Genomic DNA, 13,837 nt, shown 5'->3' on the forward strand with positions numbered 1-13,837 from the left:
GTGATTTTTTTAAAGGTAAATCAAACCTTGTTCCAAAATAAAAAAATAAAACAGAACAAAGGTATTCACCATTGTATTTTTTTAGCTTTGCGCTATGCGATTTTTATATAACATATTTGTTCATTTTACGGTTATAGTGCTAAAATTGGTTGCTGTTTTTAGCATTAAAATCAAATTGTTTGTCGTTGGAAGACAAGAAGTATTTCAGAAATTAAAAAATAAAATAAATCCCTTACAGAAAACGGTTTGGATTCATGCAGCTTCTTTAGGCGAGTTTGAACAAGGGAGACCTGTTATTGAAGAAATAAAAAAAGAATATCCAAAGCATCAAATTTTAGTTACTTTTTTTTCTCCATCAGGATATGAAGTGAGGAAAAATTATGAATTGGCAGATGTTGTTTGTTATTTGCCTTTAGATACCATTGCAAATGTTAAAAAGTTTATCAAACTAGTTCGGCCATCAATAGCTATTTTTATTAAGTACGAAATTTGGCCAAATTATTTAATTGAATTAAAAAAGCAAAATATTCCCACCTTATTAGTGTCGGGGATTTTTAGAGAAAATCAAATATTTTTTAAATCATATGGAAGTTGGATGCGAAAATCACTCAAGGCATTTACTTCGTTTTTTGTGCAAGATGAAACCTCAAAAAATCTTTTAAATAATATTGGTATTGATGAGGTAAATATTGCTGGAGATACTAGGTTTGATAGGGTTCAAAAATTGGTAGAAGCCAATGAGAAATTACCGTTTGTAAACGACTTTAAAAATGATTCTTATTTGTTGGTTGCAGGAAGTACTTGGTTAGAAGATGAAGAAAAATTGGTGAATTATATCAATAACATTGCTAAAGAAAATGAAAAATTTATTATTGCTCCGCACAATATTAAACCGGATGAAATTTTAAGATTAAAAAATAGTTTACAGAAAAAAACAATTTTATTTACAGAAAAAGAAGGAGAAAACTTGAGTGGTTATCAAGTGATGATTGTAGATACTGTTGGAATTTTATCTAAAATTTATGCTTATGCAGATGTTGCATATATTGGTGGCGGATACACAAAAAGTGGTGTACACAATACTTTGGAAGCAGCTACTTATGGATTGCCAATTGTAATAGGTCCTAATTTTAAAAAGTTTAAAGAAGTAAAAGATTTGATTTTTTTAAAAGGTTGTATAAGCGTTGATAATAGTGATGACTTGTCTAAGTTTTTAAAAATAATGTATCAAGATTCTGAAGCTAGAGCAGAAAAATCTAACATCACTAAAAATTATGTGATTCAAAATTTAGGAGCTACCCAAAAAATAATGCAAACAGTTAAAGACATTTTGTTAAATGAAAAAGAATAATATTATTGCTGTTTTATTAGCCTTATTTACGGTTTTGTTTTTATCGGAATTTAAGGTTTTGAAAACCATTTATTTAATACCAAATATCGTTTGGATTCTTCCGTTGTTTGGTTTCTATCTTTTAAGTGTTTTTTATTTTTCAAAAGCTTTTGAAACCAAATTAAAAATTTCTCAAAAAATATTCATCATTCTTTTTGGAGGAGTGGGAATGGTGTCACTTTTATATCTAGGTTTTTCTGCTTGGAAAGTCAATGTTGGGAATATCTTTTCAGAGCCACAAGAGTCTTTTCAAGTCAATTTAAAGAATGTCTTTTTTTGGGTGCTTTATCAATCTTATTTATTCTTGTTTTTCTTTTCTTCCTTTAAGCAATTAGTGACGATAGATCAAAAATAATAATGCGTGCATAATACAGAGTTCACATTAAAGTAATACTACAGTTGTAAACTTGCAAGTTACTAATAGAGGTGATTATGCGGTTTAGTTTTTTTTTCATTGTTTGTTTTTTTTCATTTGTTTCTTGGTCTCAAAACATCAAGTTTAAAAATTATACAACCAATCAAGGTCTTTCTAATAATTCTGTTATTGATATAGAAAATGACATTAATGGAGGTTTGTGGATTGCTACCTGGGACGGTTTAAATTATTTTGATGGACGAGAGTTTACCGTTTTTAAACATAAAATAGAGGAAAAAAATTCAATTGCAGGAAATTATATTGTTAACATAGAAAAAGATAAGAAAGGGACTATTTGGATTCTTACCAAAGAAGGAAAGTTAAGTCAATATATTGGTAATGGTAATTTTAAAAATTACGATTTTAAAGAAGCTGTAAATTCTCTTAAAACTTCTATAAATAAAAATCTTTTAATTACTACAAATAGCGCTGTTTTTGAATATGTTGATGGTGATTTTGTAGTTAGGGAATCGGAGGTAGAGTTACCTAATAATACTACAGTTTTTAAAAATATTTTATTAGCTAAATATCCTAAGTTAATTATTAATGACGTATTAAAAGATAAGCATGGAAATGTTTGGTTGGCAACCAGAAGAAATGGATTGTATATCATTCCAAACCGTTCTAATAATATAGAAAATACTCAAATAGATCATTATACTGTTGACAAATATTACAACTATAGTTTTAATAGTAACGAGATAGAAAAATTACATTTAGATAATTTTGATAATGTTTGGCTTGGACAAAAAGATGGTGGATTAAGTATGGCTTATAAAGGATCGGAGTTAATTTCACAAGTAAGTCCTCACCCAATAAAATATCCTCATTTGCCTTCAGAAACCATACGTGCAATTAGCAAAGATTTTCAAGGTCATCTTTGGTTAGGGTACTATAATCGAGGAATTTATTATTACAATAAAGAGACAAAATGTTACATAAAATACTTTGTTAAAGAAGCTACTCAGAATACAGATTGGGAAAGAGTAAGAACTCTTTTTACTGCTTCTGATGGAAGTTTATGGGTAGGGACTTATGCAGGATTGATAAGAATTGATAATAATGGTTATCAACTTTATGAAGCTAAGAACATTGATGAATTACCAAATAATAGATGTTATTCCATTTTTGAAGATGAACAAAAAGACTTATGGATTGCTTGTTGGGGAGGTGTTGCAAAATATAGTTTGGTGAAAAATAAGTTTCAATCTTTTAAAGGATATCAGCAATTATTAAACTATAATATTAGAAATGTAAAAAAATACAATTCAGAGTTAATTCTTAGTACAGAAAATTATGGTGTAGTTGTTTTTAATTTAGAGACAACTACTCAAAATAAAATAGATACTAGAAAGGGAATTTTGGGAAATAGTATTTACAGTACCTTTTATGATGAAGATTCTAAAAACTATTGGATAGCTTCACTTGGAGGTGTTAGTATTTATAACAAAACAAAAGGAGTTATAAAAAATATTACTGAGCAAAACGGTTTGTTAAGTCACATGGTTTATGGCTTAATTAATCAACAAGATAAAGTTTGGTTAAGTACTACAAAAGGATTGGCGGTAGTTGATAAAAATACATTTCATGTAAATGTTATAAACCCAGATGAGGGTTGGCAGGCTCCAGAATTTTCTGAAGGGGCATATTATAAAGATCCAAAAGGTATCTTATATTTTGGAGGCGTAAATGGCTTAAATTATTTTAGTCCAAATGCTGTGAATTTTAAAAAATATACTCCTAAAATTAAGTTGGTTGTTGATGGAAATGAAAATTATGTTAAGCAAATTACCAAAAGTCATACTCAAAATAATTTAACAGTAACAATTGAGTCTATTGTTTTTCCTGAGACAAAACAACAACAATTTAAAACATACTATAAGTTAGTAGGTGTAGATGAAACTTGGAGATTGTTAAAAGAAGATGAATATAGAGTAACATACGCTGGCCTTCCCTCGGGCAATTATAGCTTTTATGTTAAAACTTCAAGTACAGATTCGTTAGGTAAAAAATACTTTTCTATAATTGTTAAAAAAGCTTTTTATGAAACTGTTTGGTTTGGCGTATCGGCTCTTTTCTTATTTGCAATTTTGTTAATTTTTATCTTTTATATAAAAGAAAAGAAAGCAAAAAAACAAAAGGCAGTATTAGAAAAAAAAATAATTGAAAGAACTCAAATCATCGAAAGTCAGAAAGAAGATTTGTTACGTGTAAATCAGAAATTAGATGAGAAAAACAAAGAAATTAACAGTCAGCAAGAAAAGTTATTGGAGTTACACAGTAGTTTAAAAAATGAAGATTTTGAACTAGAAAAATTTAAGACATTTATTTTATCAGAATTTCAAGAACCTATTACTAAAATAATTCAGCAAACCAACAAAATTAAAGGAGACACAGTTGTACAAGAAAAACTGTTGAAAAATGCAGTTAAGTTGATTAATTTAATTTCGGAGTGGAATTATCTAGATCATGTAAAAGACATAGGAGCTCAAAAAAATAGTATTCTAGATTTATTACCTGTCTTGGTGGATATTATGGAGAAGGTTAAAAGCTCTCTACAAAAAAACAAAGTAAATTTTGTTACAGAAATAGATACTAATATTCATTGGGTTGAAGTTGATTTACTAAGGTTTAGATTGTTGTTGCAATATTTTTTTAATGATATTGTTAAATACTCAAATAAACAAAGTAGTTTAAGAATAGAGATTCGTCATCAACACGATTTATTTCAACTTACTCTTGTGTCTAATAGTGATTTACTTATTAGTAGTTGGGAAAAAATATATCACTTTAGCCCCTACTTTAAATCGGTAAAAGTGTTGTTAAATCATCTTAATGGTGTTTTAAATATCGGAGAAAACAATGGTTTTAAACTAGAAATGTTAATTCCTGTAAAAAACGTAGAATCTAATAATAATGATAGTATCAAAACTATTTCTTGGAAACATCTAGAGCAGGAAAAAGAGCTAAACAACAATAACTACAATGTTTTAATTTTTTCTGATAAAGAGAATATAGAAATTACAAAACACCTCTTGGTTGATGAACGTAGTAACTTAATTTTTGAAGATAATGTGTTTGATTTATCATCGGCATTACAGCAAATAAATATAGATGTTGTGGTTTTTTATCAAACAACATTTACCAAAGAATTGGTTTCGTTTTTTAATCAACACAAGCAAGAATCAAAACGCAATCATATTCCCTTTGTATATATCTCAGAAGAAATAAATTATACGCTAAACGAACAATCTTTAGAATTTGGAATAGATGTAGTAATACAATTACCAGCTAGCGATTCTTTCGTAAAAAAGAAAATTTACACTCTTTTAAAGCCTAAAAAAGAGATAGAAGAGAATAAGCTTCAAAAAGAAATTTATGAAATTCTTAGTAAAGAAAACACGCAACAAACTTCTAATGACAAACTCTTAAAAAAATCATTAGAAGTGATTAAAAAAGAATTGTCTAATCATAACTTTAATGTAGAAATGTTAATTGATGAGTTGGGCGTTTCTAGAGTTAAATGTTATAGGCTTTTTAAAGAAGCATTAAAACAATCACCTTCGGATGTTATTACATCACTTAGATTTCAAAAAGCAGAATATTTGTTAAAATATAAAAACTTAAACATTTCAGAAATAAGTTTTGAGTGTGGTTTTAATGATCCTAAGTATTTTGGAAAATCATTTAAAAAACAATTCGGGGTAAGTCCAAAAGTATACAAGGAACAAAATTCAATATTATAAGTATTACTGTAGGATTAACCCTGTGTTAATTGAACGTTAGTGTAACCAAAGCACTCCTTTTTTGATCTTTTTTTCAATTCAATTTGAAGCGATATTACCCCATCGGAATATAAAATCACCACCTTCTTTTTGGACTAGGATCTACATTTAAGGATCGAATTATTAAAACGATTTTTTAAATGAAAAAAGTGTATTTATTTTTATTGATGACCATAGGACTTGTATCCCTTTCTATGGCTCAAGTATCTGTAAGCGGAACAGTTGTTTCCAAAACAGATAGAACTCCTATACCAGGAGCATACGTTGTTCTTAAAGGACAATCAGTCATATCAACCATCACCGATTTTGATGGAAATTTTGTTCTTGAATTAAAACAGGACAAAGGAACTTTAGAAATCACCTATTTAGGGTATCAAACCCAAAGTATTGATTTTTCTGGAAATCAAAAATTAACAATTGCTCTTAAAGAAGAGTCTAATAGTTTAGAAGAAGTTGTCTTAATTGGTTATGGTTCTTCTAGTAAAAAGAGTGTTACAACTTCCATATCAAAAATTGAAGATGTAAAGTCTATTGCTACAAGGCCTGTAAATAATGTTTCTGATTTTTTACAAGGTAGAGCACCGGGTGTTACTGTTTTATCAGATGGTGGAGATCCAACAGCATCTCCTAAAATTGTGATTAGAGGAACTGGTTCTCTTTCTAACGAAACACCTTTAACTGTTGTTGATGGAGTTCCATATTATGGTCCTGCAATTAATCCTAATGATATTGCTTCTATTTCTATATTAAAAGATGCAGCTTCAGCTTCTATTTATGGAGCACAAGCGGCTTCAGGAGTTATTGTTATTGAAACTAAAAAAGGTAAAACAGGAAAACCTCAAATTAGTTTTGATGCTTATACTGCTTATCAAAGTGCAACAAATTTACCTACCCCTTTAAATGCCAAAGAACAAGCAGATGTTTATAATTTAGCGGCTGATAATGCTGGAGTTCCTAGACAAGCTTCTCATGATGCTTCTGTGAATCCTTGGGGACAAACTACTAGAACCAATTGGATTGATGAAGTTTTTAGAACTGCTCCAACTTATAATGCAAATTTAAGTATTAGTGGGGCTACAGATAAAATTAACTATTTAACTTCTTTTGGGTATAACAAAAAAGAAGGGGTGTTAATTGGGAATGATTTTGAAAGATATTCTTTTAGAGTAAAAACTGATATAGACTTGTCTGATAAAATTAAGGTAGGAGAAAATGTTTATTTTTCTAAATCTAACGCTAATGGTTTTGCAGAAACAGCAGGAAACACACAAGGTGTAATTACTAATGCTATGTGGATGCCTTCTGCTGCTCCAGTTTATGATTCTAATGGAAACTATAGCGGTACGGTGCCAAGTGATAGACCAGATTTACTTCCTTTTGCAGGAGCTTATGGAGATGTATACAATCCTGTTGCTTTATTAAAAAGACCAACTACAACACAGCTAAATTCTTTTGTAAATGCAAACACCTACATAGATTATGAGGTTGTCAAAGGATTAAACTTTAAGTCAACATATTCTTACAGCTTAAGAAATGATAATTATAAACGTTTTTCACCTAGAATACCAGAAATAGGTAGAACTAATACTAAAAATTCTTTAGAGCAATCTAATGCAATTACCAATAAGTGGATTTGGAGCAATCAATTATCTTATAAAAAATATTTTGGAGCGCACAGTCTAGATGCAACAGCTATTTATTCAGCACAAAAAACAGATTATGAGTATTTTGGAGCTATTGGATATGATTTTGACGATGAAAACGCATACAATCAATATTTAGGAAATGCTAAAAATTCTCCAAATAGAGCGGTACTTAAATCAGACGTTTTTGAAGATGCATTAAGTTCTGCCATAGGTAGGGTAATGTATAATTACAAAAACAAATATTTTGTTACAGGAAGTATTCGTAGAGATCAAACTTCAAGATTAGCTAAAGACAATCAAGTAGGATATTTTCCTTCAGGATCTGCTGGTTGGGCCATTTCAGAAGAAGATTTTTTTAATGTAGAAGCTATTGATAATTTAAAGCTTAGAGCTTCTTGGGGACAAATAGGAAACATTAATTCTGTAGGGTATTACTCATACAATGTTCCTTTATCATCCTACAATGTTATTGTTAACGGGAATGGTGATTTAAATGCTCAAGGTATTTCTTTAAATCAATTGTCTAATCCTAATTTAACCTGGGAGACTTCAGAATCTTATGACCTAGGTTTAGATGCTACTTTGTTTAATAGAAAGTTGTCATTAACCGTAGATTACTTTAAGAAAACCACAAAAGGAATGATTTTGCCAGGTTTATCAGACAGTCATCAAGGAGCGGATGCTGCTTATGTAAATGCAGGTAAAGTTGAGAACTCTGGTTTTGAATTTACCGTAACTTATAAAGATGCCATTGGTGATTTAGATTATTCTATTGGGGCAAATGCATCAACTCTTAGTAACAAGTTATTAAATCTAGATGGTTATAATAACAATGGTATTGATTATGTGGTACATGGCGATAATTATAAAAATATTTTAACACCCTTTAGGTCTTCTGTTGGAGAACAATTATTTTCTAATTTTTTAGTGCCTTATATGGGTGTTTTCCAATCGCAGTCTGAGATAGATGCCTACACAAAAGATGGGAGCTTAATTCAGCCTAACGCCGTTCCTGGAGATTTTAAATTTAAAGACAGTAATAATGATGGGAAAATAGATGCGAATGATAGGGTGTTTATGGGGAGTTATTTACCAAAAGTAACCTATAACTTTAATCTTAATTTAAATTACAAAGGCTTTGATTTAGCTTTAATACTTCAAGGAGTTGGAAAGGTAAACATATTTAATGCTCAAAAATATACAGCATATAACGCATCTTTAAATGGCTTTAATTTAGATAACCGAGTATTAAACGCATGGAGCCCTACAAATAAAAATACTAACATTCCTAGAGTTTCTACAAAAGATGAAAATCTTAATTATCAAACCAACTCTAGTTGGTATTTAGAAAACGGAGCTTATTTAAGGTTAAAGAATATCAACTTAGGTTATACCCTTCCTGAAGACATTATTTATGGTTCTAGCCTACGCTTGTTTATATCAGCTGAAAATGTGTTTACTTCTACAAAATATTCAGGAATAAATCCAGAAGTAGGTGGTAAAGGAATGGATTTAGGTAAGTACCCCGTTCCTAGAATTATTTCAGCAGGATTATCTCTAAAACTTTAAATAGAATCAATAATTATTGAAATCGATAAAAAAATGAACAGAAATATTTTTAAAATAACAAGTGTGTTATTATTAATGCTTGTTGGATTTTCGGTAACCTCTTGTAGTGAAGACTTTACTGATTTTCAACCTCATGGAAACACCTCTTCTGGTAACTTTTGGAAAACACAAGAAGATGCAGAAAAAGCTGCAAATGGCTTATATTTTTACATGAAAGATGAGGATATGTTTTCTAGAGGATTTATGTGGTATATAAATGCATCAGATGATATCATTACAGGACGTATCAAAGGTTTTGCAGACAACACTAAGAATTTTATTTTAGATGGTAATGAAGATGGATTAAAATGGATGTATCCTCAAAGTTTTAAAATCATTAGAAGAGCAAATGATATATTAGCCAATGTTCCTAATATGAATTTTGATGAGGCTACTAAAAACAGAATCTTAGGTGAAGCTTATTTTATGAGAGCTTTTCATTATCATCTTTTAGCATATCACTATGGTGATGATAAAAGTGGAGGAATTCCAATCATTACAGAAGAAAATATGAATGCAACAGCTGGTAGTTTTAAAAGACCTGCAAGTGTTGTTGATAATTACAAACAAATTGTAGAAGATTTACAAAAAGCTGCTGATTTATTGCCATTAATTAATGATTATAGCGATGCAGATAAAGGTAGAGCAAATAAGGATGCTGCTTTAGCTTACATGGCAAAAACCTATTTATACTGGGCACAATTTGATGCCACTAAATATGTAGATGCAGTTAAAGCTTGTGATGCGGTTACAAATTCAGGATCAGGAAGAGCCTTGTTTACTGTTGGAAATAATAACCCTAAAGAAGATTATAGAAAATTACATAGTCATTTAAGTAACTGGAGTTCAGAATACATTTGGAGTGTAAACTCAGGGGTGCAATCTGGAAGTAAATTGCCAGGTGTTATGTTAGAAAACAAAGGTTGGGGAGTATACAATGGTTGGGGATATTACCAACCAACAGAAGAGTTGTATCAAGAATTTGAAGAAGGAGATCCTAGAAGAGAAGTAACAATTCTTAAGTTTGGAGATGAGTTTCCATACTTTGGGGAAACAAAAAAATATCAATCATCAAATTCATTGTCAGGTTTTCAATTCAATAAATACATGTATGAATATGCTGAAAAAGATGCAATAGGAGTTGATTTAAATTCAAATGGGGATGATCCTTCGACCACTTATAATGTGCCTTTATTGCGTTATGCAGAAATTTTATTAATCAAAGCTGAAGCTTTGATTATGCAAGGTAAAAATGGAGATGTTCCTTTAAATTTAGTAAGAGAAAGAGTAGGTTTAGCTCCTAAGACAAATGCTACTATGGAGGATTTAAAGCATGAGCGAAGAGTAGAATTAGCTGCTGAATTTGCTGATCGACATTTTGATTTGGTTCGATGGGGTGATGCAAAATCGGTATATAGTAAACCACTTCATGGAAGAATTCATGAAGATGCCTCTAATCCAGATTCAGCTTATGAAGTAAAAGAAGTTTGGCCAGCAAGAAATTTTGACCCGACATATATGAATGTATGGATAATTCCTCAAAGTGTAATTAACTCTTCAGGAATTCCACAAAATAAAGGTTGGGATTAATTTGGGTTTATCTTAAAAAAAGGTGCTATGAAAATAGCACCTTTTTTATTGTTTAATCTTTTTTAACGGTTTAACAGTATAGTACTAAAACCAATGGATGTATGTTTTTTGCTTCTGCGTTTAACAAATAAATAGAATAGGGTTTTATAGAGGTATTAGAAATAATCTTAGGGTGTTTTAAGAATTTTAAATACAATCAAAAGTTTTTTAAAAGCAAGTCCAAAAGTATAAAAAGAACAAAATTTAATATTATAAGTATTACTGTAGGATTAACCCAGTGTTAATACAATGTTAGTGTAACAAAAATCCTCCTTTTTAGTGTTTTATGACCACTTTTTAGATCAAATTTTACCCCCTTTGGAATATAAAATTACCCCATTTAGCAAGGTCTTAAATCTACATTTGAGCACCGAATTATAAAACTAATTTTTTAAATGAAAAAAGCGTATTTATTTTTATTGATGACTATAGGATGTATATCCCTTTCTATGGCTCAAGTCTCTGTTAGCGGAACAGTAGTTTCCGAAGCAGATAAAACTCCTATACCAGGAGCATATGTGGTTCTAAAAGGACAAACAGGAACATCAACCATTACAGATTTTGATGGGAATTTTATATTAAACGTAAAAGAAAATAAAGGAATTTTAGAGATTTCTTATTTAGGATATTCCACTAAAAGTGTAAGTTTTGTAGGAAGTCAAAACTTAAAAATTACTTTAAAAGAAGAAGCTAGTGGTTTAGATGAGGTCGTATTGGTAGGATATGGTTCTCAAAAGAAATCAGATGTTACAGGTTCTATTGCTTCTGTAAAAAGTGAAGATTTTAACAAAGGAGTGGTAACCAATCCTGGTCAATTGTTACAAGGTAAAGTGGCGGGTGTTAATGTGTCTAGCGCTAGTGGTGAGCCAGGGTCTGGTCAAGATATTGTAGTTCGTGGAGTAGGTAGTTTACGCTCTGGTACAACACCTCTTTATGTGGTAGATGGTTTTGCAATTGATAATTCAGGAAACGGAGTTCCAACCAATCCACTAAACTTTATCAATCCCCAAGATATTGCTAGTATTGATGTGTTAAAAGATGCATCGGCAGCAGCAATCTATGGAGCGAGAGCAGCCAATGGAGTAATTGTAATTACTACTAAAAAAGGAAAGTCTGGAGTATCTCAAATCAATCTAACTTTATCTACAGCATTGTCTTCAATAGCTAATAAAGTTGACGTTTTTGGAGCAGATGAATTTCGTAAACAAGTAGTCGCTGTTGGTGGTGATCTTTCAGATGGTGGTTCAAATACAGATTGGCAAAACGAATTAACAAGAGCAGCAGTTTCTAACAAAACAAATTTATCTATGAGTGGAGGTTCAGACCAATCTTCATATTTTGGATCTGTAGGAGTAGAAGATATTCAAGGAATTTTAAATAATAACAATTTAAAAAGATATTCTGCAAAAGTAAACTTATCACAAAAAGCAATTGATAATCGTTTAAAAATAGATTTTAATTTAACAACTTCTAGAACGGAAAATCAAAGATCGGATGCAGGATCAATGGTGGTAAGCATGTTAGAGTTAAATCCTACAGTACCTGTTTATACAAATGGTGTTCCTACAGATTTAGGAGACAGAACAAACCCAAAAGTTACAGAATCTATTTACGGAGATTACTCTTATAACAACCGTATATTGGCTAATATTGCTCCTTCTTTTGAAATTATAAAAGGGTTAACGTACAAATTAAATTTAGGAGTAGATTATTCCACAACCAATAGAGATGTGCAAACGTTGCCTTATAAAGAGGCTGGAGTAACTCAAGGATTTTTGGATACTTATGTAAATACAAACAAGAATACACAAGTAGAAAATACTTTAACTTACACACTTAAGAAGAATGGACATGATTTTACCTTGTTAGTAGGACAATCATTTCAAGAAAACTTAAATACTTATAAAGGTTGGTCCTACGATGGCTATCCGGAAAACGGTGTGGAGCCAAGATATCAAATGAGTTTGGGTAATTTAACTGGAGATTCTTCTTCTGCAAATACCAATCAATTACAATCTTTTTTCGGAAGATTAAACTATGGTTATGATAACAAATATTTATTTACAGCTACTATGCGTGCTGATGGTTCTTCAAAGTTTGGAGAAAATAATAAGTACGGATACTTTCCTTCTGTAGCGGTAGGTTGGAATATTGCTAAGGAAGATTTTATGAAAGATAGTTCTATCAATAATTTAAAATTAAGATTTAGCTGGGGACAAACAGGTAATCAAGAAATTCCATCAAAAATTACCAAAGCAAGTTATGGTGAAAGCGGTGAGGATAATGACATTTATCCCTTAGATGGAAGTGTTGTTAATAAAAGTGATTACCCTTTAGGATTGGTATATAGTCGTACTGCTAATCCAAATCTTCAATGGGAGGTTTCTACACAAACCAACTTAGGGTTAGATTTTGGATTGATGAACAATAAGTTGTCGGGTACGTTAGATGTTTTTAATAAAATATCAGACAACATTATTTTAAATGCTATTACAACAGACCCAATCAACCCAACACCAACTTATTGGATTAACATTCCTAACATGGAAATCAAAAATACAGGGGTAGAATTGGCTTTAGATTATCAAAGTGATAGAAGAAAAGACTTTTCTTATAATGTTGGAGGAAATTTTTCGTACACAAAAAATGAAGTAAGCAATTCTCCTTATCAAGTGTTTGCAACAGGAGCTGCACAAGGATCTGGACAAAGTGGAGCAACTATTAATGGTTATATCAATGGAGAATCTATAGGAACATTTTATATGCGTGAATTTACTGGAATTGATGACCAAGGGTTTAGTGTATATAAAGATATGAATAACGATGGAACTATTGATGATAGAGATAGAGCTGCCGCAGGAAGTGCTTTACCTGACTATATGTATGCATTCTACCTAAATTTTGTATATAAAAGCTTTGATTTAGGGTTGAATTTTAATGGTGCAGGTGGTAATAAAATATACAACCACACAAGAATGTCTTCTTTTAATATTGGAAACATTCAAGGATCTTCAAATACAACTAATCAAGCAATAGAGTTCTTAAATGAATCTCCTCAAAATGCAAATTCAGTATCAACCCGTTATTTAGAAAATGGAGATTTCTTAAGATTAAACAATGCAACTTTAGGATATAATTTAAACCCTAAAACTATTGGGATTGGTCAATGGGTAAAAAACATTAGGCTTTCGTTAACAGGACAAAACTTATTTGTAATTACAGATTATAAAGGGTTTGATCCACAGGTAAATACAGGAAGTCAATCAGGAGGAATTAAAACATTTGGAATTGATTACTACTCATATCCAAAAGCCAGAACTTTTTTATTTGGATTAAACGTATCATTCTAATCAAAAAATATTTT

The 13,837-nt window shown here is 30.6% G+C and carries 6 protein-coding genes; all 6 read left to right on the forward strand.

Translation table 11 applies throughout. The annotated features are described in order from the left end of the window. The first annotated feature begins 94 nt into the window (after window positions 1-94). Window positions 95-1,351 carry a 3-deoxy-D-manno-octulosonic acid transferase gene (locus BUB70_RS02920; RefSeq protein WP_073118180.1) on the forward strand — a complete coding sequence of 419 codons (1,257 nt, stop codon included), beginning with the start codon at window positions 95-97 and terminating at the stop codon, window positions 1,349-1,351. Beyond that, the gene (locus BUB70_RS02925) at window positions 1,338-1,745 is read left to right on the forward strand and encodes a hypothetical protein (protein WP_073118181.1); all 408 of its coding nucleotides are present in this window, start codon (window positions 1,338-1,340) and stop codon (window positions 1,743-1,745) included. Before BUB70_RS02920 ends, BUB70_RS02925 begins: the two co-directional genes overlap by 14 nt. 77 nt (window positions 1,746-1,822) lie before the next feature. Beyond that, complete coding sequence (locus tag BUB70_RS02930) at window positions 1,823-5,551, forward strand: two-component regulator propeller domain-containing protein (protein ID WP_073118182.1); 3,729 nt, start codon at window positions 1,823-1,825, stop codon at window positions 5,549-5,551. 179 nt (window positions 5,552-5,730) lie between these two features. After that, a complete protein-coding gene (locus BUB70_RS02935; protein ID WP_073118183.1) occupies window positions 5,731-8,805 on the forward strand; it encodes a SusC/RagA family TonB-linked outer membrane protein in 3,075 nt (1,024 codons plus the stop codon). A 33-nt stretch (window positions 8,806-8,838) separates the two neighbouring features. After that, window positions 8,839-10,434, forward strand: a complete 1,596-nt coding sequence (locus BUB70_RS02940) for a RagB/SusD family nutrient uptake outer membrane protein (RefSeq protein WP_073118184.1) — start codon at window positions 8,839-8,841, stop codon at window positions 10,432-10,434. Window positions 10,435-10,868: 434 nt separating this feature from the next. Next, window positions 10,869-13,823 (forward strand): SusC/RagA family TonB-linked outer membrane protein, encoded by a 2,955-nt coding sequence (locus BUB70_RS02945; protein WP_073118185.1) that lies wholly within the window; start codon window positions 10,869-10,871, stop codon window positions 13,821-13,823. The last annotated feature ends 14 nt before the right edge of the window (window positions 13,824-13,837 follow it).

It is taken from the genome of Wenyingzhuangia marina (assembly GCF_900130035.1).
Lineage (GTDB): Bacteria > Bacteroidota > Bacteroidia > Flavobacteriales > Flavobacteriaceae > Wenyingzhuangia > Wenyingzhuangia marina.

What these genes read in the sequence shown, in the direction of transcription:
- BUB70_RS02925 (WP_073118181.1), top strand. Translation starts at nt 1,338, where the DNA reads ATGAAAAAGAATAATATTATTGCTGTTTTATTAGCCTTATTTACGGTT.
- BUB70_RS02920 (WP_073118180.1), top strand. Translation starts at nt 95, where the DNA reads ATGCGATTTTTATATAACATATTTGTTCATTTTACGGTTATAGTGCTA.
- BUB70_RS02930 (WP_073118182.1), top strand. Translation starts at nt 1,823, where the DNA reads ATGCGGTTTAGTTTTTTTTTCATTGTTTGTTTTTTTTCATTTGTTTCT.
- BUB70_RS02940 (WP_073118184.1), top strand. Translation starts at nt 8,839, where the DNA reads ATGAACAGAAATATTTTTAAAATAACAAGTGTGTTATTATTAATGCTT.
- BUB70_RS02945 (WP_073118185.1), top strand. Translation starts at nt 10,869, where the DNA reads ATGAAAAAAGCGTATTTATTTTTATTGATGACTATAGGATGTATATCC.
- BUB70_RS02935 (WP_073118183.1), top strand. Translation starts at nt 5,731, where the DNA reads ATGAAAAAAGTGTATTTATTTTTATTGATGACCATAGGACTTGTATCC.